Genomic DNA, 24873 nt, shown 5'->3' on the forward strand with positions numbered 1-24873 from the left:
ATGCAGCAGACCGAGAACGATATTCTGAAACGCGTCCGTAAGATCGAGATCAAGACCCGCGGTCTTTCGAACGAGATCTTCGCCGGAAAGTACCATACGGCTTTCCGCGGACGGGGCATGTCGTTTTCCGAAGTCAGGGAGTACCGCGCGGGCGACGACGTAAGGGACATCGACTGGAACGTGACGGCCCGGTCGCGCAAACCCCACATCAAAATCTACGAGGAGGAGCGCGAACTGACGATGATGCTTCTGGTGGACGTCTCCGCATCGCGCATGTTCGGATCGACGGACCGCCTGAAGAAGAACATCATCACCGAAATCGCCGCCGTGCTGGCCTTCTCGGCCGCGCAGAACAACGACAAGGTGGGCTGCATCTTCTTCTCGGACAAGGTCGAGAAGTTCATCCCCCCGAAGAAGGGGCGCAGCCACATCCTGATGATCATCCGCGAGCTGGTGGGCTTCCGGCCCGAATCGACCGGCACGAAGCTTTCGGAGCCGGTGCGGTTTCTGACCAACGTCAACAAGAAACGCTGCACGACCTTCATCCTCTCGGACTTCATGGATTCGTCGAAGGACAAGGCCGCGCTGGACGACGCGCTGAAGATCGCCGGGGGCAAGCACGATCTGGTGGGCATCCGCGTATACGATCCCCGCGAGACGGAGCTGCCCGACGTGGGCATCGTCGAGCTGAAGGACGCCGAGAGCGGCCGCAAGGTATGGGTGGACACCTCGTCGCGGGCCGTGCGGGAGCACTACGCCCGGACGTGGGAGCGACGCAGCGCCGAGATCGACTCGACGCTCAAGCACAACCGCATCGATTCGACGATGATCTCGACCGACGGCGATTACGTGGCCGAACTGTTAAAACTGTTCAAACAGCGATGAAACGACTTTTTGCAATAGCACTGCTCCTTGCGGGCGCGGCCGTCCGGGCGCAGAACGCACCGACGGTCACGGCGCGCATCGAGCCGGACAGCATCATGATCGGCGACCGGTTCGACCTGACGGTCGAGGTGGACAAGGATCTGGTGCAGGTGGTGCAGTTCCCGGAATTCGAAAACAAGGAGGGAAGTCCCCTCGAACTGGTCAAGGACCACCCGATCGACACGCTCGAACGCGACGGACGCCACCTCAGGCTGCGCAAGCGCTACACGCTGGCGGCGTTCGAGGAGGGCAAGTGGAACCTCGGACTGCCGGCCGTGCTGTATGCCGACAAGAACATCGTCGATACGCTCCGGGCGCGCGACTCGCTCTATCTGGAGGTGGCCACGTTCCAGATCGACTCGACCTCGCAGTCGATCTACGACCTGAAACCCCAGCGCAACCTGCCGTTCCGCTTCGCGGAGGTCAGCGGATACGCCAAATGGGGCGTGCTGGCCCTGCTGCTGGCGCTGGTGGCGCTCTATGCGCTCAAGCGCATTCTGGCCCGTTACGGCAAGGGGCTGGGCGACCTGTTCAAGCCCGCGCCGCCGCAGCCGCCCCACGTGGTGGCGATCAAGGCCCTCGAAGCGCTGCACAACCAGAAACTATGGCAGAACAACAGGCACAAGCAGTATTATTCGGGACTGACGGACATCCTGCGCACCTACATCGCGGCGCGCTGGGGCGTGGGCGCCATGGAGATGACCTCCGACGAGATCATCGAGGCGATGCGCAGCGAAGAGCTGCCCGACAAGGCCCGGATGGACCTTACGGCGATCCTGCGCGACGCCGATCTGGTGAAGTTCGCCAAGGCGACGCCCGACGGCGAGCAGAACGAAGCCGACTACCTGAAGGCGTTCTATTTCGTCGAGGAGACCAAGCTCGTCGTCGAAGAGGAGGAGCCGGAGCAACCGGACCCGATGCAAAACCAAAATGCGTAACAAGATGTACAGACTCCTATATATCGTATTTCTCTTTGCCGCCCTCGGCGCTTCGGCGCAGGACATGCCCGAACGCAGCGAGGTGCGCCGCGGCAACCGGCAGTACAACAAGGGCAATTACGAAAAGAGCATCGAGCGTTACGAGCGGGCTTTGGAGGCCGCACCCGAATCGTTCGAGGCCCGTTACAACCTCGGAAACGCGCTCTACAAGGCCGAACGGTTCGACAAGGCCGAGCAGACCATGCGGCAGGCGGCGGCCGATACGCTGCGCACGGACGACGAGCGCGCCCAAGCCTTCTACAACCTCGGAAACGCGCAGTTCAAGCAGCAGAAATACAAGGAAGCGCTCGAAAGCTACAAGCAGTCGCTGCGGCTGAATCCCTCGGATCAGGAGGCCAAATACAACTACGCCTACACCAAGCGTCTGATCGACGACGACGAGAACGGCGGCGGTGGCGGCGGTGACGACAAGAATCAGGACAAAGACCAGAACAAGGAGCAGCAGGGCGGTCAGGACCGGCAGAACGGCGATCAGCAGAAAGACGACCAACAGAAGGACGACAAGGGGCAGGGCGACGACAAGGAGCAGCAGGGCGACCCGCAGCAGAACCCCGCGCAGCCCGACAAGGAGCAGGAAGGCGATCAGCAGGGAGAGCCGCAGCCCGTTCCGGCCGGCATTTCGCCGCAGGAGCAGGAGCAGATGCTCGACGCCATTCAGGCGCAGGAGGACCGCACGCAGGACAAACTCAAGGAGAAGCAGGGCGTCGTGGTGCGCGGATCGAAAAACTGGTAAAAAAGAGGAACTATGCATTTCGCATCACCATATTATCTGTGGCTGTTGTCGGCGCTCGTGCCGATGATCGCCTACTACGTGTGGCGTACGCTGCAGGGCGGCGCGTCGATCCAGATTTCGAGCGTCGAAGGGGTCGTGCGCGCGCCGAAGACCGTACGCTACTGGCTGCGGCATCTGCCGTTCGCACAGCGGCTGGCGGCGCTGGCCCTGCTGATCGTGGCGCTGGCGCGCCCGCAGGACGTCGAGCGTCTTTCGCGCACGAACACCGAGGGTATCGACATCATGCTGGCCATCGACGTTTCGGGTTCGATGCTGGCACGGGACTTCCGCCCCGACCGCATCACGGCGGCCAAGGAGGTGGCCGGATCGTTCATCGCGGACCGTTACGGCGACCGCATCGGACTGGTGGCCTTCGCGGGCGAAGCCTTCACGCAAAGCCCGCTGACGACGGATCAGGGAACGCTCCAGACGCTGCTGGCACGCATCCGCAGCGGACTGATCGAGGACGGCACGGCCATCGGCAACGGACTGGCCACGGCGATAAACCGCCTGCGCGAGAGCGAAGCCAAGTCGAAGGTCATCATCCTGCTGACCGACGGTGTGAACAACCGCGGCGAGATCGCGCCCCAGACGGCGGCCGAAATTGCCAAGGCGCAGGGCATCCGCGTCTACACCATCGGCGTCGGCACCGAGGGCATGGCCCCCTACCCCGCCGTGGACATCTACGGCACGCCGACCGGAGGAACCGTCATGGCGAAGGTCGAGATCGACGAGAAAACCCTCAGGTCGATCGCCGAGCAAACCGGCGGACAATATTTCCGCGCCACGGACAAGGCCAAGCTCAAGGCCATTTATGACCAGATCAACCAACTGGAAAAGAGCAAGGTGGAAGTTACGGAACACGTCACCTACCACGAGCAGTTCCTGCTCTGGGCGCTGGCGGGTCTGGGGCTGCTCGTGCTGGAGTTCCTGTTCTCGAATCTGGTGCTGAAAAGAATACCGTAAAACGTAATTTGCAATGTTTAGATTCGCAAATCCGCAATATTTCTGGCTGCTGCCGGTCATACCCGCGCTGATCCTCCTCTTCTGGCTGGCGGCGCGCAACCGCCGCAGGCGGCTGGAACGCTTCGGGCGCATGCAGGTATTGGAAGAGCTGATGCCCGAAGTATCGACCGGGCGCGTGACGCTCAAATTCATCCTCTTCTGCACGGCGGTCACGCTGCTCATACTGGCGGCGGCACGCCCGCAGTTCGGGTCGAAACTCCGCGAGGAGAAGACGCAGGGCGTCGAGATGATGCTGGCCGTAGACGTCTCGAACTCGATGCTGGCCGAAGATTTCGAACCCAACCGGCTGGAGAGGACCAAATACGCCATCAACAAGCTCTTCGACGGTCTGCATCAGGACCGTGTCGGGCTGATCGTCTTCGCCGGGGAGCCGAAGGTGCAGCTGCCGATCACCTCGGACTACCGCATGGCCAAGGCCTTCGCCAAGCGCATCGACCCGTCGCTGGTGCCGGTGCAGGGCACGGCCATCGGCAAGGCGCTGTCGCAGGCCCTGATGTCGTTTTCGGGCGAAACCGAGGAAAATCACAGCCGCGTCGTCATCCTCATCACCGACGGAGAGAACCACGAGGACGACGCACTGGCGGCCGCACGGCACGCCGCGGAGATGGGCATACGGATTTACACCATCGGCATCGGCACGCCCGAAGGCGCCCCGATTCAGATCGGCGGCGAATTCATCAAGGACGAGAAGGGCGACATGGTCGTTTCGAAGCTCAACGAGGAGATGCTGGCCCAGATCGCCGACATCACGGGCGGCGCCTATGTCCGTTCGAGCAAGCAGTCGATCGGTCTCGACGAGATCGTGAAGAGCATCAACGAAATGGAGCAGAGCGAGTTGTCGGTGATGCGCTTCGAAGAGTTCAACGAACAGTACCAATACCTGCTGCTCGCGGCAATCGTGTTGCTGCTGGCGGAGTTCCTGCTGCTCGACCGCCGCAATCCGCTGCTGGCGCACCTCAACATCTTCAGGGAATAACTTACTTCGGAAAGAATTTTATCCGTAAAAAATACGGTAAAGGGGGAGACGATGATGCGTCTCCCCCTTTGCCGTTTGCCGCATTCGGAGCAATAAAAGACAAACGAAATCCCGTATGGTGCGAAGGCTCGCCGTGTCAATATTTAACAATAAAACAAACAGGCAAGAGACTTTACATCACCCGCTGCACCCCCGGATCACCCCCTTCAGAAGAGCTTGCAAGGCAACTTTAAACAAAAAATCCGGAGAAAATGCAGCAGAAATCATCAATTTTACTATATTTGAAGCGATCACTCAGTTCTTTTAAACCAATTTCTTTAAAAGGCTTGCCATGAAAAAAATTCTTCTGATGATTGTGCCGCTAATGGCACTGATCGGATGTTCGTACGACGATACGGACATCCAAAAACGGTTGGACGACCTCGACGGTCAGCTCACCGAACTGCAGGCGCTCGTCAAGGCGCTCAACTCCGACGTCACAACACTCAAGGAGCTTGTCGCCGGGAAACGGTTCATCTCGGACGTACAGCCCGGTGAAGACGGCGGCTACGTCATCACGCTGGTCACCGCGGCCGGCGAGACCTCGACGATCACCATCAGCGACGGAAAAGACGGGACTTCGTCGGTCATCGGGGTGAAACAGGATTCCGACGGTGTCTACTACTGGACGCTCAACGGCGACTTTATCCTCGACAACGGCAAAAAACTTCCCGTATCGGGCGTCACCCCCGAATTCAAGATCGAAAACAGCCATTGGTGGGTATCCTACGACAACGGCGCGACGTGGACCGACTGCGGACAGGCCCAGACGGACCAGAATCTGTTCAAGTCTGTCGCCACGAGCGAGGACGGCAAGCTGGTTTACCTGACGCTGGCCGACGGAACGGTGCTGACGTTCGAGTTGTACGTGCAGTTCGGCATCGCGTTCGACACCGCCTCGGCGACGATCCGCGTGGGCGAAACGGCGGAAATTCCCTTCACGCTGACCGGAGCCGACGCCAAAACCGACATTCAGGCCCTCGCTGACGGCGCATGGAAGGCCGAAGTGAAACGCACGGGCAACGAAGGCGGAACGATCGCCGTGACGGCTCCCGGCGACAGCTCGACCGGCAAGGTCATCGTGCTGGTCAGCGACGGCGACGCCAAGACGCTGATGCGCACGCTGACATTCGTGTCGGGCGTGCTGAACGTCTCGACCTCCTCGAAGGAGGCGACGGCCGCAGGAGGCCCCGTAACGGTCGAGGTGGAGACCGATCTGGATTACACGGTAGCGATTCCCGAAGCCGCGAAAGCATGGATTACGCTGGCAGAGACGAGGGGGGGGAGATTCGGACCGAAACCCTGACCTTTAACGTCGCGGCCAACACGGAAACCCAGTCCCGCAGTGCCAACATCGAGCTGGTGGCGGGAGAGACGGTGATCGAAACCATCCTGCTCTATCAGGAAGCCTATTACGACCCGGCCCAGATGGTGCTCAAGGTCGAAGCGAAGGAATACAGCAGCAGCGCCTACAACAACAAGGTCTACCTGCCCCTCTACGGCGCCGTGGACGTCACGATCAACTGGGGCGACGGCCAGAGCGAGCCGGTCGCAGCCACGATCTCGACCGCGGCCGCGATGGTGAACCACACCTACGCCGAATCCGGCATCTATTACGTAACCATAAGCGGAACCACGGAGAAACTCTCCGGAAGACTCACCAACAAAACCGTGGCTCCCGCCATTCTCGAAGTCAGACAATGGGGCAAACTCGGCATGACGACGCTGGATTACGCCTTCGCGAACACCTCGCTCGTAACCGTGCCCCAGCCCGAAGAGGACGCCTTCGCCGCCGTCACCACGGTCGAAAACATGTTCTCAGGGTGTACGAAGCTCGAAACCGTGCCCGAAGGACTGCTGGCCGGCGCGCCCGAAATCACCTCGGTCGCCTCGATGTTCTACAACTGCACGGCGCTAAAGAGCGTCCCGGAAAAACTCTTCGAAAAGACGACAAAAGCCACCTCGGCATCCGGCCTGTTCAGCGGCTGCAAGGCGCTGGAAAGCGTTCCGGCAGGACTGCTGGCCGACATGCCCGCCCTGACCAACCTCGGAAGCATCTTCAACAACTGCGCATCGCTCAAGAGCGTTCCCGAAACATTCTTCACCAACCAGACGGAAGCGAACAGCCTCACGTCGGGATTCTTCGGCTGCGCAGCACTCGAAACCCTGCCCGCAGAGCTGTTCAAGAACATGACCAAGCTCACCAACGTCGCGTCGCTGTTCAAGGGGTGTGCAAATCTCAAAAGCGTTCCCGCAGGACTGTTGGACACCTTCACGGAGGTCACCAATATGACAAGCCTGTTCAGCGGCTGCAAAATGCTGGAAGACCTGCCCGACGACATCTTCAAAAACATGGGAAAGACCAAGTCGGGCGGCTATCTCTACGAAGGTTGTATCAGCATGACCCAATTCCCCTCGCTGAAAAACTGCGTCTCGCTGGAGGCCGTCCCCGCGATCTGGAAAGACTGCACGCAGCTCGTGGAGGCGCCTGCGGACTACTTCCCGGAAAGTGTGAAAAAAGGCATATCGGCCGCTTACATATTCAGCGGCTGTACGGCGCTCAAGACCGTTCCCCAAGGGCTGTTCAAAGATTTCGAGTCGGTTACGACCATCAGCCAGATGTTCCTCAACTGCACGTCGCTCGAATCGCTGCCCGCAGACATCTTCGACGGCATGAAGAAGATCAATTCGGCAGGCGCGGCATTCAGCGGCTGCACCGCCTTCACCGGCGAATCGCCCTATACGATGGTGCAGGACGGCGAGCAGCAGGTCAAGGTGCACCTCTACGAACGCACGAATTACCCCGACATCTTCGGCGCCAAGATCTTCACCTCGGCCAGCAGTTACAAGGACACCTTCAAGGGCTGTACGCAGATGGCAGATTACGCCGATATTCCGATCCCGTGGGGCGGCATCAGCGACGGCACGAAGGCCAAGCCGACGCTCACGCTGACGGCCGCGCCCGCCGAAGGCAAGGAGTACTACCAGCTGACGGGCATCGTCAAGAGTACGGAGATGAAATCGGGAAAGGTTCTCTGCACGACGAAAGCGCTGCTCCCGGAACTGATCGAGCAGATGGAGACGCTCGAAAAGGTGATGAACCGCTACGGCAACCCCATCAGCTCGGCAGCTGTGACGCAGGCCAATTCGGAAGCCGGGGCCACCTTCAATTTCAACGTCCAAGCCGACACCGAATACATCTTCCTCGCATCGGGCACCAACGCCCACGGCACGACCATCGAACAGACCGAGGTGAAGATCCCCGCCGTACCGACGGGCGAGGCCGACTACGAGCGTTATATCGGCACTTGGACCGTGACCTCGACCTCGTCGGAAATCAACAAACAGCCCCAGACATACACCGTGGAGATCACGCCCTACCGCACCAACGAAAGCTTCAGGGTCAAGGGCTGGGGCATCACCACGCTGGGCGACGACTACCCCTTCCTGCTCAAATACAACGAGGACGGCAACGTCACGATTCCGACGTTCGACCCGCAGGGCATGTACGGCCTGACGGCATACGTATATCTCAAATACCACTTCTACGATCCGGCGCAGACGCCGCCCTACCCGATCTACACCACCGACCAAGAGCTGATGAAGGGCAGCTACGACGCAGCCGGCGGTTCGGTACGGTTCGAGGGCCAGAAGTTCCCCCACAACAATACGGAATACACCGTATGCGGCATCGACTACGCCATCTATTCGGGCGGTCAGTATGTCATTTGGCCGGATCTCTTCAAGGCCGGATATACGCTGCAGGATTATGCGATCGGGCCTTACACGATGACCAAAAATTCGGCGTCCGTAACGAAGTCCGAAGTCAAGGCCGAAACCGGCATCGCACCGCTCGCCGGAACGGAGATGCCGAAAGCCGCAACCCCGACGGGCGTACAGCGGCTGATCCGCAAGTAACGACACACTGAAGGTCCTCAGGGACCCGTCAAAAAGAGGGATGCGGCCTGACGGCCGCATCCCTTTTCGCAAAACGGACGCAACGCGACGGTTACTCGACGATGATTTCGTCGGTGAAGATCCAGCCGCCGGGACGGCCGTTGTGACGGGCTTTCAGGCGGACGTAACGCGCCTCGGTCTGGCCCGTCCAGCCGAACTCCCTGTAGCAGTCCTGCTTGAATTCGACCGGAATGTCGTTCCCGACCGTGGCGAGGGGCGTGAAGTGCTCGTTGTCGTCCGAGACCGAAAATTCGACCGCACGGGGCATCCAGATATCGGCGTAGAAGCCCTGCATGAAATCGGCGGCGATGCGCCGCACGGGCTGCCGCTCACCCAGATCGACGACCAGATCGACATCGGTGTCGAGCCAGCCCAGCCAGCGTCGGTCGCCGTAGTTCCAGCCGCCGCGCAGTCCGTCGGTCAGCGAGCCGTCGCCCGCAGCGGCGTATTTGGGACTGTAGGGCGTATGGTAAATCACGGTCTTGCCGGTCGAAAGGCAGCGGAGGGGTTCGAGCGATTCGGGACGCGGCCCCACGGCGTTCTTCTGATCGAAGGGGTGGTATCCGCGCTCCTGAAGCCATGCCACGGCGTCGAGCGCACGGGCATAAAAGTCGTCGTAATCCTTCCTTTCAGGCGCACTCCACCCCACTTCGGCGACGGCCAGCAGGCGCGGCCACATCATATGCTCGGCATGCTCGGCGGTCGGGACGTGCTCGCACCAGAGGTTGCCCTGCACGCCGAGGATCATCGGCACGACCCCGGCGCCGAGCGAATCGGGAGCCGGATCGTAGGAATAGGCCTGTTCGAGGGTCAGGAACGCCGCGGCGGCGACCGGTTCGGTCGTGGGATCGTCCTGACAGAAGTCGAGGTAGCAGTAATTCGAAGGGGTCATGACGGCATGATGTCCGGCGGCGGCAGCGGCGATGCCGCCCTCGGTGCCGCGCCACGACATGACCGTGGCGTCGGGCGCAAGCCCCCCTTCGAGAATCTCGTCCCAGCCCAGCAGGCGGCGGCCCTTGGCGTTGAGGAAGGTCTCGATGCGGCGGATCATGTAGCTTTGCAGCTCATCGACGTCTTTCAGCCCCTCTTTGCGCATCCGCGCGGCGCATTTGGGGCAGGTGCGCCAGCCCTGCTTCGAGGCTTCGTCGCCGCCGATGTGGATATACTCCGAGGGGAAGAGTCCGATCACCTCGGAAAGGACGTTTTCGAGGAATTCGAACGTCTGTTCGTTGCCGATGCAGAAGTCGGAATTGAGATAGGGTTTCCCGCTGCACGAAAGTTCGGGGAAGACGGCCAGCACCTCCTCGCTGTGGCCCGGCATCTCGATTTCGGGGATCACCTCGATATGCAGGGCGCGGGCGTATTCGACCACCTCGCGGATTTCGTCCTGCGTATAGTAGCCGCCATCGGCCGCCGGATCGTCGCGGCGGCAGTAGCGTTTGCCGCCGAAGTTCCACCCCTCCCAGTCGGGATAGGGCCGCCATGCGGCGATGTCGGTAAGGACGGGGTATTTCTTGATCTCGATGCGCCAGCCGGCGCCGTCGGTCAGGTGCCAGTGGAAGCGGTTGAATTTGTAGCGGGCCAAGAGGTCCAGCTGCCGCTTGACGAACTCCTTGTCGCGGAAGTGGCGCGAGACGTCGAGCATGAAGCCCCGGTAGCCGAAACGCGGAGCGTCCTCGATCACAACGGCCGGAATCCGGCGGCCGCAGCGTTCGGCCAGCTGGCCCAGCGACTGAAGTCCGTAGAAGAGTCCGGCGGCATCGGGCGCCGTGACGGTGATTTTTCCGCGGGCGACGTCGAGGCGGTAGCTTTCGGGCGCGCCGCCCTCGGCAAGCAGCAGGTAGAGAACGGGGATGTCGTCCCCGGCGGCTTCGGCGAAAGAGACGGGGAAAAAGCCGTCGCCGGAGCGCCGCATCCACGCCGCGAGGTCGGCCTTGTCCTCTCCTTCGAGGTTGGTCGCAAAGAGCAGCGTCGAGGGCATCCGGAAGGCGCCGTCGCCCCACGCCACCTGCTGCGGAGCGGGGATAATGCCCGTCGAGAGATCGCCGCGAGAGTTCCCGCATGCCGCGAAAAGCATGCATGCGGCGGTGAAAAGCAAAAGTCGTGGTTTCATCGGTAAGTTTTATGGTGATAAGTTCGGTTCTTCGTACAAAGATAGCACAATCCGGCGCCGCGTCAAATAAATTTGCCGCCGCCGGAAGAGAGTATCGCCAAGCCGGGATTCATCTCCGCCGGAAGCGACAGGTCCGCCGGGAATAAAAAGCGGAACAAAAAGAAGCCGTGCCCCGGCGGCAGTCTCCTGCACCGGCCGCACGGCTTCCGTTCAGCGGATCGGAACGATATCCGAAAGGCGGATTACATCCACTTGGTGTCCATCATCCTCGGATTGGAGCTGCCGCCCACGGCGTCGTAGCCGTGGCCCGTAAGGTCCTTGACGATGTTGCCGCCGCCGTCCTTGGCCTCCCAAGCGTTCATACGCCAGTAAGCCAGCAGGCCGTCCGATTCCGGATTGACATAATTCATGTTGTTCGATATCTCGGCCTCAGTCAGCGCACGCGTCCAGACCCGGCACTCAGCGACATAACCATTGAGCGGACGTCCACCGCCATAAGAAGCGCCGAGATAAAAACCGCCCGAATTATCGCTCGACAAGTTGATGGTCTCCCCCTGTGTCGCAACACCAGTAACATACACGCCGTCGATAAAAATATCCCAACTCTTCCCCGACCATACGGCAGCTACATGATACCACTTGCCCGTATCAAAAGGTTTAGAGGTCGCAGCAGGCTGATAATCGCCATGGCAGATCTGAAGAACGTTCTTGGGGACCTTCACGTCTCCGAAGCGGACACCGCACTCGCCCTCAATACCCATAATCGAACTAATATAAGGATCATAATTCTGGAATCCGTCCATATAGACACGGGCTTCAAGCGTTATGGCTTTGAGTGCAGCAAGATTGGCGTCTTCCTGAAACGACGGCACTTTATAAATGTTACTTGATCCGAGGTAGATAGCCTTACTGATAACCGGTGTTTTTAATACTATGAAAAGTGTCCGAGAAGGTTCCAAAACGGCAAGACCGCTGTTTTCGATCCGCTCGATGCTCACGGGCATGCAGTAGGTCGTACCCTCCTGAAAGTCATCGAGCGACGTGACGGTAAAATCGACCTCCGAGGAGCGACTGTAACCGGCCGAGATCACCACTTCGTCACCGCTGAGCGTATAACTGTCTGCGGGGGGCACAACATAATTTTTCTGGTATTTGGCATTATACTCCTCCAGCAGGTCGGGGCGCAACGAAATCTTGATTTTGGTATCCTTATTCACAGGCACCGAAGAAGAGACCGAAATCTCCGTTCCGGCCGGGGGCGTATCGATGGTAACCGACTTGGAAACCGTCTTCTGCGCATCGGTCATGTAGGCCACCGGATGGATTTCCGCCGTCTCCTGACAGCCGCAGAGAGCAGCCGCAGCGAGGACGAAGGGGGCGATTAAATATTTCAGTTTCATAACATACATTTTTTTCTGGTTAATAAATCGCTAATTGGCCGGGCCGTAGATTTCGGCTTCGTTCATGCTCGTATGGCCTGTTACACGACCCACGTAAACCCGGATATAGCGGGCTTTGACCGTTCTCTTGAATTTGAACCACTTCCAGTTGTCGGACAGCACCGGAGTGAAGGGAACGCCGGCCGAAAGGCTGTACCAGACATTGCCGTCTTCGCTGTAGGTGAGGTCGGTGCACTGCGGTTCGGAATCCTGATAGTAGATATGCCAGCGCAGGCCGGTCACGTCGTTGACTTCGCCCATGTCGATGGTGAAGTTGCCGCCGTTGCCCCACGAATAGGAAGCGCTGCTTGCATACCAGCAGTTGCCGTCGAGCTTGCCGTCGAACATGGCCGCCTTCTGCGCGGCGGAGTCGCAGTTCCAAACACCGGTGGCGCCGCTCGTCGCAGTACCCTGACAGCAGGTGATCGTCCATGCCGAGGTCGGAGCGATCTTCGAGCCGTCGAGCGTCGTCGCGCCGATTTCGACATCCATCGCGACCTTCGTAACGAAGATATAATGTACGGAGCCCTCCTTGACGGCATATCCGGCATCCGAAATAGGACTGATCACCACCGGAATCAAATAATACCCCTTTTCGATTGACTTAGGATCAAGCGTAATCGTCGCATCGGGAGAGAACACCTGATTTTCGGCGCACTGGATCGGCTCCATCTTAACCAACGACGGATCGACGGTCTCATATTCCGTACCGTTCTCATCGTTATAAACGGCTACGAGCGAATTATCCACACCCAGCGTCAACTGCATACCGCTTACAACGGGACGCGAGAACGACAACGAAACTTTATCCTGCATCGTTCCGGTCACCGAACCATCGTCCTCGACAACGAACGAAAAGTTGGAAGATTGGTTACTCGAAAAAGCCACATCGATAGGCGTTTTCCAGCCTCCGGCAGGATTGGCCATCTGAATCGCATTGCGCATAAATTGGTACGGCATGGCCGAATTACCGTATTCGTACTCCATATGGTATGCACCGAATCCGGCGCCGGCACCCTGCGTGGGATTAAAGGTCGCCATACCGTAAAGAGACGGCATCCTATTACCTTCGCGGTCCGTAAAATTCACACCGCCAGTTTTCCAATAAGACTCAAAATTCTCGGCAAAGATATACTGTTCAGGCTTCCAGCCTTTTGCATCGGCATTATTGAAGCGATTTTGCAGATCGGTATAACCAGAAGAAGCATACGCCTGCACGATACCATAGTCGAAACAATCCACAACCGAACGATCCACCGCATAAGGCACGCCATCGATTATCAGCAGGCGTCCGGTACCAGATTTCGGACCGACATACTTGCTCATGGCATTGATCAACTTGGTAAACAGAGCATTGTCATGTCCGACAAAAGGCCCTGATGCACCATAGCCCGGCTCATAGTCGATATCGATGCCGTCGTACTGATACTTGTCCATCGAGTCTTTGCAATAGGCTTTTGCATAAGCTTCAATGGCCTCGTCGGTATATTCACCGTTGCCGATTTCAAGGAACGGTTCGGGCAGTTTATCCGAAAAAATCGTATAGGTCACTTTCGTACCCAACGTTTTCTGAACGAACTCCTTATCGGCCATTTGCTGGGGCGTGAGCGTGTGCCACTGGCTCCAGATCGAGATGATGTCCATCGAGTCTGGGGCGCTGATCAGACGCGACTGATAGGACGCGCCGACGGCCGTCCACGAACCGTACCAGCCGAAAGCCAGTTTGTGTTTGGTCTGCTTGTAGGCGCGGAGATTCTGGTAATAGGCATTGTCGCGCAGGATCGGCGACTGCTGGTCCGGATGCTGGATATTGATCCGCTCAGGCGTCGTCTCCTTCGTACAGGAGGCCACCGCGGCCGCCAGCACGAGACAAACTACTGCATGTTTCAATATATTTTTCATAGTTTACTCAGGTATAGTTTCAGGTTACTAATTCTTTTTGTCCCACCACAGCTTCGTGCCGCCGTTGTCAGGACCGCCGAGCAGTTTGACGGCCTCCTGCACGGCCGCGCCGTTGTTGGAGTATTCCGACTGCGGGAAGACCATGCGGCGGATCTGCTTGTTGGTATCGACGCCGCTGCTCGGATAGTTGTAACGCACCGGGAAAAGCCGGGGATAACCCGTACGACGGAATTCGGACCACGCCTCGGTGCCGTTGGGGAACATGGCGATCCATTTCTGGGTGATGATGCGCTCAAGCTGCTCCTCTTCGGAAGCGCCGGCGTTCCATTTGATCGCAATTTTGCCCAAGGCCGAAATATTATACTTGGTATTGGCTGCCGAAACGTCGGTGAAATCGGTCGGTTTGCTCGTTTCGTCGGCGGCATACCTTGCGGCGGCATCAGCGCTCAGACCGTTTTCGAGGAACGACAGCTCGATACCCTTGTTATAGAACTCCTCGGCGGTACCGCCCATCTCGGCCGTCCAGCCGCGCATGGCACCTTCGGCGCACAGGAACGCGACTTCCGAGGCCATCATCCAGCGCAGGGGCGAATCGGTGGATTTCTCCTGTACGTTGGGTGCGGACATGGCCTTGTAATCTTCCTGCTGGGGATTGGGCATTCCGTTGGCGACACCGCGGTATTCGCCCTTGTTGTCGCCTTCGGTGACAGGCTGGAAATAAACCGGAAGACGCGGGTCGTTGTAACCGTTGAGGTAGGAGTCCATCGAAGCGCCCATGCGGGTGTCGCTATAGCCGTTCCAGATCTTTTCGAGCGGGTTGATGATCGTAATGGATCCCCAGCTCTGGAAAAGCGCGCTGTCGTCGGCCGTCTCCATCACGCCGTCGCGGACGGCTTCCATGGCGTACTGCTTCGCAAGGTCGGGCTTCACATAACAGATGCGCATGGCCAGACGCAGCTTCACCGAGTTGGCGAGCTTGAGCCATTTCGAATAATCGCCGTGGTAGAGGGCATCGACCTCTTCGAGCGGTTTGGCGTCGGGATTGTTCTCCACGACGTCCTTCAGCACCGCGATCGCGCTGTCGAGTGTCTCGAAGAAGTGCATATAGCACTCTTCCTGCGAATTGTAAGGGTTCTCCGTCTCGCCGAAATGCAGCACGGGCAGCGGGCCGTAGATATCGCTCACGCGATGAAGCGACATGACTTTCAGGATATTAGCCACAGCGAAGATGTCATCGCTGAGCAAACCGTTGGCGTGGGCGTACTTCAGCTGCAGCCAAGCGGGCATGACATTGGTGAACGACTCGCTGAAAGGTACGTTGCACCAATCGGTGCCGTTCAGCGCATAAATCTGGGTGTTGGTGCCGCCGTTCCAGTTGTTCGTACCGGACATATAGCCGGCGTAGACGTCGCCGATCAGGTTATAGGCAGCCTGATAGCGGTTGTTGGGATCGGTATCCGAGCCGCTGCACGAGTAGACGGCGTCCATCTGCATGGTGGTGATGAACATCTTCAGATCCACATCCTGCGCAGCATTGGGGTCGGTATTGAAGCGCTCGAAGTCCCCGGTGCAGGCGGTGAACGCCAGACAGGCGGCCGCCAGCGAAAGGAATCCTTGTTTGATATTGTTTCGTTTCATAGTCGGTTGAGCTTTAGAATTGGAGTTTTACACTGAATCCGAGGGTGCGGACGCTCGGCTGCATGAAGAAGTCGACACCCTGATAGTAGGTACTCGTCGAAGCGGTCACTTCGGGGTCGAACGGAGCCTTGTTGTAGAACATGAACAGGTTGCGGCCGACGAACGATACGCTCATATTGACCTTGTTGCGGAACCATTTGGAGGGCAGGTCGTAACCCAGCGTAAGCTCGCGCAGGCGGACATTGGTCATGCTGTAGACATAGTGCGAAAGCATCGCCATGCCGTCGCCGCTGTTGGCATAGAAGGTCTTGGCGTCGGGAACCTGCTGGTCGTCGGAAATCCATACGCCGCCGTTCTCGCGGGCGTCGGCCGAATCCTGCGAAACGCCGAAGCGGTCCATGAGGGCCTGCGTGGCCGATACGCCGCGGCCACCGATACGTGCGTCGATCAGCACGCCGAGCGAAACGCCCTTGTAGGAGAACTGGTTGTTCCAGCCCCAGCGGAAGCGGGCTTCGGTGTTGCCGGCGAAGATGTAGGCTTCGGGATCGGGATCGAGCAGCACGGTGTTGGAGTTGGGATCGACATAGATATGACCCTTGTCGTCGGTCAGCAGGCCTTTGACATAGAAGTCGCCGATCGAACCGCCCTCGACGAGCTTGACACGGTAACCGCCGTAGTCCTTATTGACCTCCTTGATATCGACCAGCGAGCCCGTATCCGGATCGCGGGTGCCTTCGGGAACCAGCTCCTTGATCTTGTTGCGGTTCATCGAGAAGTTGAGGGTCGTGGCCCACGAGAAATCGCGCCATGTGTTCTTGTATCCGGCCGAAGCCTCGATACCCCAGTTATTGACCTTGCCGGCGTTGATGTATTTCTGTTTGTAGCCGGAGCTGGGAGGTGCGTCGTAAAGGAAGAGCTGGTTGTAGGTGTTGGTATTGTAGTAGGTAGCCGTAGCCGAGATCTTGTTGCCCAAGAACTTGACGTCGAGACCGGCCTCGAACGACTTGGTACGCTCGGCTTCGAGGTGCTTGGCCGGAGCGATCGTCGCCGTGCTCACCACGCCGTTGGTCAGCGTGTAGTTGGGACCGGTGATGTAACGTTCGGGAGCGTTGCCCACCTCGGCATAGGATCCGCGCACCTTGAGGAATGAGATGCCCGCCTTCGAGAGGTCGGCCATCGACGAAATCACGGCCGAAAGGCCCACCGAAGGATAGAAGATGTTCTGTTTGGGCGTGAAGGCCAGCATCGAGGCCCAGTCGTTGCGGACCGAAACGTCAACGTAGAGCATACCCCGCCAGCCCAGCTGCATGGTCGCATACACGGCCTGAATCTGGTCGTGGTAGTTCTCCTGCGTCGGGAAACTCTGCGAGTTGTCGGAGATGATGTTGTTGTAGGTGAACTTGTTGGGAATGCCCGCCAGATAACCTTCGTAACCCGTCAGCTGGTTCTTGTCGTCCATGATGCTGGCGCCGAGGTTGAACTGCAGGGAGAAGGCATTGTCGAAGAAGCTCTTGTCGATGCTCAGCAGCACGTCGCCGTAGAGGTTGTTGTGCGTCATCGTGCGGTTCAGGTAGCTGCCGTACTTCGAAGCGAAGAGCGTGTTGGTCGAAGCGCTGAGTTTGCGGGTGTAGTTGATCGTCGCATTATCGGTACGGATACGGCCCGTCAGGCTCATCCAGTCGGTGATGTCGAGCTTCATCGTAGCGTTGAAGCTGTAGCGGTGCTGACGGTTTTCGTTCAGCTCGCGGTTGGTGATCCACCACGGGTTCTCGACGCCCTTGAGGAATTCGAGGTCCCAGAACTGCTCCATATAGCGCGAGTCGGAACCCGGACGCTCGTAAATCTCGTATTTGCGGATGTCGTTGCCGCGCGGGAAGAGGTAGATGCCCACCAGCGGGTTGCGGTACTGGCCCTGAATAGTCTGGTTGCGGGTGTACTGCTTCATGTAGGTCGCGCCCACGTCGAGCGTCAGGCGGTCCTTGATAAGCATCGTCGTATTGCGGATCGAGAAATTGTAGCGGTTGTAGACATTGTTGGGTACGATACCGCGCGAATTGACGGCGGAAGCCGACGCATAGGTCTGGTTGCGTTCGGTACCGGCGGAAAGGCCCACCGAGTTGGTCTCGTTGAATCCGGTCTGGAAGAAATCCGCGGGATCGTACGAAGTCGGCGTGGCGAGTTTGCTGCCCCAGCTCATCATCGGCTCGATTTCGCTCGTGCCGTAGGTGTTCTGGAATTTGGGCATCACGAAGGGATGGGAGAAGGTCGTCGAGTTCGAATAGTTGACCCGCACGCGGCCCTCCTTGCCCTTCTTGGTGGTGATGAGGATCACACCGTTGGCGCCCTGAGCACCGTAGAGGGCCGAAGCCGTGGCACCCGAAAGGATCGACATGGACTCGATGTCGTCGGGGTTGAAGTTGGCGATACCTTCGAAGTCGCCGCCGTCGGGCGTTTCATACGTGCCTGAGGTCTGGCTCGAACGCAGGCTCGGAAGCGGAATACCGTCGATCACGTAGAGGGCGTTGTTCTCGCCGTTGATCGACTTGACGCCTCGCATCACCACGCGGGTCGAACCGCCGGCGCCCGATGCACTGGCATTGATCTGAAGGCCGGCGACCTTACCCGAAAGGGAGTTCATGAAGTTGGCGTCCTTGACCGAGGTGACGATGTCGCCGGCTACCTCCTGCACGTTGTAGGTCAGCGATTTCTCGGCGCGCTTGATACCGAGGGCGGTCACCACGACGGCGTCGAGCACCTCGTTGTCTTCGAGCATTACCACCTGAAGGGGCGCGGAGCCCGTTACGGGAAGGGTTTGCTTGGCATAGCCGATCAGCGAAATTTCGAGCGTGTCGCCGACCTTGGCCTGCGGCAGCATGAAATTGCCGTCGAGATCGACGGCCACGCCGGTCGTCGTGCCCTGAATCAGCACCGTGGCGCCGATCAGCGGCATGCCCTGAGCGTCCTTAACGGTTCCGCTGACTCCGCCCTGAGCGTTGTGGGGGGGGGGAATTTTTAGTTTTCTTCGAAAGGACGATGTGCTTGTCGCGAAGCGTGTAGGCGATGTCGGAACCTGCGAAAAGTTTGTCGAGCAGAGCCGTCAGCGGCTCGTCCTGCGCGGAAACGGTCACTTTGCGGTCGGTGTCGATGTCCGACGTGTTGTAGACGAACGAGCAGCCGGTCTGCTGCTGAACGGTTTGGAAAACGTTGACGATAGCGGCGTCCCGGACGTCGAGGCTGACGCGGGAAACGGACTGCTGCGTCTGTGCTGCGGCATGAGCGCCGAAGCATCCCAATACGAAAATCGGGATAAGAAACAGACAACGGAAACATGCGGAGACGGCATGCACTCCCCTGCCTGCTGCAAGGTAAGTTTTTTTCATGGATCTGAATTTAGGTTAGATTTTGAAAAGTAGATTGTCAAAAACCGCCGCTGCGTACAGCGGCCTGCGAAAACTGACGTATTATTCTCCCATAGGCGGTTCGGTGGTTTTCAGGTTGGTATTAGGTTATCGTTTAGGATTCGGGTAGATTTCGATGTCGTTGCCGACGACCTTGTAGGTGAACTTATAGGTGAGCTGCAGCACCGACATGATGTGGTAGATGCCGTCCTCGACGCGGAAGTCGCCGGAGAAGCGTTCGCTGCGCAGGGCTTCGTCCATAAAGCGGATATCGACGTTGTAGTAGCGTTTGAGTTCGGCGACGATCTCCCCGAAGGTGTCGTGCTCGAAGCAGAAGCGGCCGTCGATCCAGTTGATCGACCGGTCGGCCGAAGGTTCGTCGGTCAGGCGCATGGCGCCGGTCCGGGTATCGAACACCAACTGCTGCGAGGGGCGCAGGCGCACGGCGGCCTTCTCGTCGCCCGAAGCGTAGGCCTTGACCGCTCCTTCGAGCAGGACGGTGGTGATGCGGTGGTCGCTGTCGTCGTTGCGGATGTTGAAGCGGGTGCCGAGCACCTTGATGTCGAGTCCGTTGGTCGAGACGACAAAGGGCGCCTGAGCGTCGTGCTGCACCTCGAAATAGGCTTCGCCGTCCATCTTCACGCGGCGTTCGCGCGAAAAGAACGGAGCGACGTACTCGACGCTGCTGGCGGAGTTGAGCCAGACCTTGGTGCCGTCGGGCAGCACCACCTGCGAACGTTCGCCCAGATGGGTGATGACGGTCAGGGGCTGCGCAAGGCGTTTGGAAAGCGACACGGTGGTAACGCCCCCGGCCAGCAGAATCACCGCCACGGCGGCAGCGGCGGCGGCGCGGACCGCGATGCGCCGCAAGGAGATACGGCGTCCGGCGTGCATGCGGCGCTTGAACTGACGGAGCGAACGCTCGACGTCGATACCGGCCGTATCGTTGATACGGTCGTTGACATATAATATGTAATAAACCTCCCCAAGCAGTTTGCGGTTGGCGGCCGACGCGTCGTACCACGCTTCGACGGCCGCGGCCTCCGCAGCATTCAGTTCGCCTCTCAGGTAGGCTGCCAATACTTCTTCGCTGATCTGTAAATTCGTCATCTGTTCGCTAATCTATATAGTAATACAATCCGTCGGCAGAGGATGCTAAACGGAATTCAAAAAAAATAGGGAATTTTCGGTATTTTTTCAGTGCAGGTCCGGCCACAACAGCAAAACGACGAGCGGCCAGTACTCTTTCAGCTCTTCGCGCAGCAGGCGCACGGTCTGCCCGATCCGGTAATTGACCGTCTGCGGCGACACGCCGAGCGCGGCGGCGATCTCCTTGTGGGTCCTGCCTTCGAGCCGGTGCATGCGGAAAGTCTGCTGGAATTCGGGCGGCATCTTGCGCAGCGCGGCCGTGAGACGCTCCACCAGTTCGCCTTCGAGGTAAAAATCGGGATCGTCGAACTCCTCTTCGTAGTATTCGGCGAGCTGGCGGATCACGCGGTTTTTGATCGTATCGCGCGACATATGGTTGATCGCCTTGTTCTTGACGATGGTGAACAACAGCGACTTGAGGGGCATTTCGGGCAGCAGCGACGTGCGGTTTTCCCAGACCCACATCAGCGTATCCTGCACCAGCTCCTCGGCGCGGGCCGGGGTGACGAAACGGGTGGCGTAGGTACAGAGGGGTTTATAATAACGGCGGAAGAGCGCGTCGAAACATTTTTCGTCTCCGGCGCGGAGCAAACCCACAACCGTACGGTTGTCTTGCATGTTGATTGTTTGCGCGTTATCTGTCATAGGCCGGGTTATTCGCACGATTCGGCTGCCGCCGGAGACGGAATCAGCCTTTAGCAAAAGTACTATTTAATCCGATATTTCCAAAAAACTTCGCATGCACCGCATCGTTACGGCCCGTACGGAGGAGGGAAACGCATTTTCCGAATATCGCCCCCCCCGAAGCGGGAATACCGCCGAATTTTATTACCTTTGCGGTGCAGGTCCGCTCTGTCGCTGCCGGCCGTGGCCGGGAGAGGAAAGTCCGGGCAACGCAGAGCGCCGCGCAAGCTAATGACTTGATATCCGTGAGGGTATAGGAGCGTAACAGAAAAGAACCGCCCACAAGGGATTTCCCGGCGGGTAAGGGTGAAAAGGCGGGGTAAGAGCCCACCGCGGGGGCAGCGATGTCGCCCGGCAGTACGTCTCGCGGGTTGCAAGACCGTGTATACCGGCAATTAAGGGTTGCTCGCCCGATGCCGGGGGGTAGGTTGCTTGAGACGGCAGGAGACTGCCGCCCTAGATAAATGACAGAGGTCCGGGGTTCGCCCCGGAAACAGAACCCGGCTTACAGGACCTGCACGTACGGAACGTTCTCTTTTCGAGAACGTTCCTTCTTTTTCAGGCGCAGCCTTATCCGCATCCGCGGGTTTTGCCGCCCTGCCGCCTCGCGTTTCGATTCCCCGAACGCGGGGCGTACCGATTGCTCTGCGGCGGCTGTTCAGGCCGCCGGTTTTCCCCGCCCTTCGGTCCGCCGCCGCTGTGGTGGCATTTTTTTTGACGCACTGCCGCGCAATGGCGAATCTGCGCGAACACATACGGCAAAGCAGCGGCTACAAATGGTGGATTCTGGGCATGATCATGCTCGGAACGTTCATGGCCGTGCTGGACGTGACGGTGGTGAACGTCGGACTGCCGGCGATCATGTCGGCCTTCGGCATCGGCATCTCGTCGGCCGAATGGGTCATCACGGCCTACATGATTACGATGACGATCATGCTTCCGTCGGCCGGGTGGTTTGCGGACCGGTTCGGCAACAAACGCGTCTACATGCTCGGACTGGTGCTGTTCACGCTCGGCTCGTGGCTCTGCGGCAAGGCTTCGAGCGACCCGTTCCTGATCGGGGCGCGGGCCTTGCAGGGCGTAGGCAGCGGCATCATACAAGCGCTGGGACTGGCGATCGTGACGCGCGAGTTCAAGCCCGCGGAGCGCGGTCTGGCGCTGGGTCTGTGGTCGATGGCCGCGGCGGCTTCGATCTCGTTCGGGCCGCTGCTGGGCGGCTATCTGGTCGATGCGTACAGCTGGCACAAGATATTCGACGTGAACGTGCCGGTCGGAGTGCTGGCCGTCCTGCTCGCGGCATTCGTCCAGAAGGAGTGGAAGAACCAGACGCGCAGCCCGTTCGACTGGCAGGGGTTCGCGGCCATCGTGCTCTTCATGCCGCTGGCGATCTATGCGCTGGCGCGGGGCAATTCGCCGTCGAATCCCGGCGGGTGGAGCGCGCCCGAAGTGATCGGCTGTTTCATCGTCGCGGGGGCGGCGCTGGCGTGGTTCATCGTCGCGGAGCTGCGCAATCCCGCGCCGCTGCTGCAGATCCGGCTGCTCGCGGAACGCAACTTCGGAATTTCGATGGCCGTGCTGACGCTCTTCGCCATAGGCATGCTCGGCGGCACCTATCTGCTGCCGCTCTACATGCAGCGGGGACTGGGATACACGGCGCTGGCGGCGGGAAGCATGTTCCTGCCCGTAGGTGTGATTCAGGGCGTGCTCTCGGCCGTTTCGGGTTATCTGACCCGCTACGTCAGGCCGCTGCTGCTGAGCGCGGCGGGCATTCTGATCATGGCGCTGAGTTTCTGGCTCGCCAGCCGTTTCACGCTCCACACCACGCACGGACATATTCTCTTCATACTCTATCTGCGCGGCTTCGGCATGGGACTTACGTTCGCGCCGCTCAACCTCTTCTCGCTCAAGAACCTCACCCAGCAGGACATGGCCGCGGCGGCCGGCATTTCGAACAGCATCAAACAGCTGGCCGGAAGCATCGGAATCGCCCTCCTGACGGTGATCTTCTCGGCGCGAACCTCCTACCACGCCGCACACGAGACCGTCTCCGCGGCGCAGACCTACGTCGAAGGGGTCACGGACGCCCTGCGCGTGGTGGCGGTCATCACGCTGGCGGCGTTGCTTCCGCTGCTGGGGGTCTTCCGGAAAAAACGGCCGGGAAAGAGCGGAGTGAAAGGTGCGGCAACCCCTTCGCCGGGAGAGGCCGTCTCCGGCAAAACCGACAAGACAACCATTTACCGGACAAAACCCGAATAGGGCGGCGTCCGCCGGACACAAATAAAACGCCTGCACCCGGAGAAGGATGCAGGCGTATTCGTATGCCGGGCAGGGTTATTCCAGCCCCATGCGTTTGCGGGCGAAGGGCATGACCCACGCCGGAGCCTGCTGTTTAGACAGCAGGTCGCGCATGTATTCCATGTACGGCTCCACGTGGCGGAAGTAGATTTTCAAACCTTCGCAGAGCGAGTTTTTCGGGCTTCCGTCGGCACCGCGGTCGAAGCGGTGCTTGGGGCACTCGCCACGGCAGGCGAAGTAGAATTTGCAGCGCAGACATTCCGTGGGCAGCGTGTTGCGCTTGTTCAGGCCGAATTCGCGGCGTTTGGCCGTGCGGTAGATTTCGTCGAGCGGCGTCTGGGCGATGTTGCCCAGTTTGTATTCGGGGTAGACGAAGTGGTCGCAGGAGTAGACGTCGCCGTTGTGCTCGACGACCAGCGCGTCGCCGCACGTCTCGCCCATCGAGCAGACGCCCGGCTGCACGCCGCACCACTGGGCCAGCGAGGCGTCGAACATCTGGACGTAATAGCGGCCCACGTCGCCCACGACCCACTGGTCGAAAACGTCGCACAGAAAACGCCCGTAGCCTTCGGCCGTGACGGACCACTCGGCCACCCGCGCGCCTTCGCGGTCGGGGGAGACGATCAGCGGACGGTGGAAGCCCGGCTTGTCGACGACATGCTCCACGGCGGGCAGGAACTGCATGTATTTGCTGTGGACCGTGTCGCGGAAAAAGCGGTAGATCTCCGCGCCGCGGCCTTCGCAGCGACGGTTCACGACGCTCAGCGTATTGAATTCCACGCCGCTGCGTTCGAACATCCGCACGGTCTCCATGACGCGCGCGAAGGTCGGCTTGCCGCCTTTGGTAAGGCGGAAAGCGTCGTGAATGTCTTCGGGACCGTCGAGCGAGACGCCCACCAGAAAATTGTTCGACGCGAACAGATCACACCACGCCTCGTCGACCAGCGTGCCGTTGGTCTGAAGGGTGTTCTCGATGCGTTTGCCGTCGGCGTATTTCCGCTGGAACTCCATGGCCCGGCGGTAGAAATCGACGCCCAGCAGCAGCGGTTCGCCGCCGTGCCAGCAGAACTGGACCGTATCGACTTCGTTGGCGCAGATGTATTGTTTGACGTAAAGTTCCAGCAGTTCGTCGCTCATCACGGCCTGCCGGCCGCCGTACTGCACCGCCTTGTCGAGGTAATAGCAGTAGTGGCAATCGAGGTTGCAGGCCGAGCCGGCCGGCTTGAGCATCGTCGAAAAGGCCACGGGGCCGGCCTGCTTCTCGGCGTCGCGGAAAGTGAAGATGTCTTTCGATTTCATAGGCAAGCGGGAAAGTCCGGACAAAAATAATAAAATCCCGACAATATCCGCCATGAATGTTCAAAAGAGTCTCCGAAACAGCAAATCCGGAAAGCCGCCGCGACACCGCGAATGGCCGGCGTCCGGAATGCGGAAGGGCGCGGCGGGTCCGGCACCCTGCCCGCAGAGCACGGCCGGAGTGGACAACGGAAACAAAAAAGTGACCATATAAAGGATTTATTGAGATAGTTTTTGTATTTTTGGAGCCATAAATCCGTTCAAAAA

At 59.3% G+C, this 24873-nt stretch carries 17 protein-coding genes and 1 other RNA gene; 9 read left to right on the plus strand and 9 right to left on the minus strand.

The window, feature by feature from the left end; translation table 11 throughout:
- From HMPREF9720_RS00480 to HMPREF9720_RS00510, 7 genes are all read left to right on the plus strand, one after another.
- Positions 1–885 (plus strand): DUF58 domain-containing protein, encoded by an 885-nt coding sequence (locus HMPREF9720_RS00480; RefSeq protein ID WP_009596218.1) that lies wholly within the window; start codon positions 1–3, stop codon positions 883–885.
- Complete coding sequence (locus HMPREF9720_RS00485) at positions 882–1862, plus strand: hypothetical protein (protein ID WP_009596133.1); 981 nt, start codon at positions 882–884, stop codon at positions 1860–1862. Before HMPREF9720_RS00480 ends, HMPREF9720_RS00485 begins: the two co-directional genes overlap by 4 nt.
- A gap of 4 nt (positions 1863–1866) precedes the next feature.
- Positions 1867–2655: a tetratricopeptide repeat protein gene (locus HMPREF9720_RS00490; RefSeq protein ID WP_009596163.1), complete on the plus strand. Its 789-nt coding sequence runs from the start codon at positions 1867–1869 to the stop codon at positions 2653–2655.
- Positions 2656–2667: 12 nt separating this feature from the next.
- Positions 2668–3660 carry a vWA domain-containing protein gene (locus tag HMPREF9720_RS00495; RefSeq protein ID WP_009596225.1) on the plus strand — a complete coding sequence of 331 codons (993 nt, stop codon included), beginning with the start codon at positions 2668–2670 and terminating at the stop codon, positions 3658–3660.
- 13 nt (positions 3661–3673) lie between these two features.
- A complete protein-coding gene (locus HMPREF9720_RS00500; protein WP_009596220.1) occupies positions 3674–4696 on the plus strand; it encodes a vWA domain-containing protein in 1023 nt (340 codons plus the stop codon).
- A 331-nt stretch (positions 4697–5027) separates the two neighbouring features.
- A complete protein-coding gene (locus tag HMPREF9720_RS00505; protein ID WP_009596174.1) occupies positions 5028–6041 on the plus strand; it encodes a PL29 family lyase N-terminal domain-containing protein in 1014 nt (337 codons plus the stop codon).
- On the plus strand, positions 5990–8653 hold the full coding sequence (locus HMPREF9720_RS00510) for a BspA family leucine-rich repeat surface protein (RefSeq protein ID WP_175282381.1): 2664 nt from the start codon (positions 5990–5992) through the stop codon (positions 8651–8653). Before HMPREF9720_RS00505 ends, HMPREF9720_RS00510 begins: the two co-directional genes overlap by 52 nt.
- A 91-nt stretch (positions 8654–8744) precedes the next feature.
- Here HMPREF9720_RS00510 and HMPREF9720_RS00515 read toward each other — a convergent pair whose 3' ends face one another.
- The 8 genes from HMPREF9720_RS00515 to HMPREF9720_RS00550 form a co-directional block, all read right to left on the minus strand.
- On the minus strand, positions 8745–10805 hold the full coding sequence (locus HMPREF9720_RS00515) for a glycoside hydrolase family 20 protein (protein ID WP_009596138.1): 2061 nt from the start codon (positions 10803–10805) through the stop codon (positions 8745–8747).
- Positions 10806–11047: 242 nt separating this feature from the next.
- Positions 11048–12205 carry a DUF1735 and LamG domain-containing protein gene (locus HMPREF9720_RS00520; protein WP_009596172.1) on the minus strand — a complete coding sequence of 386 codons (1158 nt, stop codon included), beginning with the start codon at positions 12203–12205 and terminating at the stop codon, positions 11048–11050.
- A gap of 30 nt (positions 12206–12235) precedes the next feature.
- Positions 12236–14146 (minus strand): glycoside hydrolase family 18, encoded by a 1911-nt coding sequence (locus HMPREF9720_RS00525; protein WP_009596145.1) that lies wholly within the window; start codon positions 14144–14146, stop codon positions 12236–12238.
- Positions 14147–14173: 27 nt separating this feature from the next.
- Positions 14174–15784 carry a SusD/RagB family nutrient-binding outer membrane lipoprotein gene (locus HMPREF9720_RS00530; RefSeq protein WP_009596150.1) on the minus strand — a complete coding sequence of 537 codons (1611 nt, stop codon included), beginning with the start codon at positions 15782–15784 and terminating at the stop codon, positions 14174–14176.
- A 13-nt stretch (positions 15785–15797) separates the two neighbouring features.
- Positions 15798–18734: a SusC/RagA family TonB-linked outer membrane protein gene (locus HMPREF9720_RS00535; protein WP_009596178.1), complete on the minus strand. Its 2937-nt coding sequence runs from the start codon at positions 18732–18734 to the stop codon at positions 15798–15800.
- 13 nt (positions 18735–18747) lie between these two features.
- The gene (locus HMPREF9720_RS15740; RefSeq protein ID WP_009596189.1) at positions 18748–19164 is read right to left on the minus strand and encodes an STN domain-containing protein; all 417 of its coding nucleotides are present in this window, start codon (positions 19162–19164) and stop codon (positions 18748–18750) included.
- Between the two features lie 126 nt (positions 19165–19290).
- On the minus strand, positions 19291–20292 hold the full coding sequence (locus HMPREF9720_RS00545) for a FecR family protein (RefSeq protein ID WP_039939430.1): 1002 nt from the start codon (positions 20290–20292) through the stop codon (positions 19291–19293).
- A gap of 87 nt (positions 20293–20379) precedes the next feature.
- Positions 20380–20976: an RNA polymerase sigma-70 factor gene (locus HMPREF9720_RS00550; RefSeq protein WP_009596192.1), complete on the minus strand. Its 597-nt coding sequence runs from the start codon at positions 20974–20976 to the stop codon at positions 20380–20382.
- Positions 20977–21170: 194 nt separating this feature from the next.
- Here HMPREF9720_RS00550 and rnpB point away from each other — a divergent pair.
- Both rnpB and HMPREF9720_RS00555 read left to right on the plus strand, forming a co-directional pair.
- Positions 21171–21539: RNase P RNA component class A (gene rnpB / locus HMPREF9720_RS14755), an RNA gene on the plus strand.
- Between the two features lie 208 nt (positions 21540–21747).
- Complete coding sequence (locus HMPREF9720_RS00555) at positions 21748–23271, plus strand: DHA2 family efflux MFS transporter permease subunit (RefSeq protein WP_009596166.1); 1524 nt, start codon at positions 21748–21750, stop codon at positions 23269–23271.
- 75 nt (positions 23272–23346) lie between these two features.
- Here HMPREF9720_RS00555 and HMPREF9720_RS00560 read toward each other — a convergent pair whose 3' ends face one another.
- On the minus strand, positions 23347–24609 hold the full coding sequence (locus tag HMPREF9720_RS00560) for an anaerobic sulfatase-maturation protein (RefSeq protein WP_014775392.1): 1263 nt from the start codon (positions 24607–24609) through the stop codon (positions 23347–23349).
- Between the last annotated feature and the right edge of the window lie 264 nt (positions 24610–24873).

This window comes from Alistipes sp. HGB5 (assembly GCF_000183485.2).
In the GTDB taxonomy this organism is placed as follows: Bacteria; Bacteroidota; Bacteroidia; order Bacteroidales; family Rikenellaceae; genus Alistipes; species Alistipes finegoldii.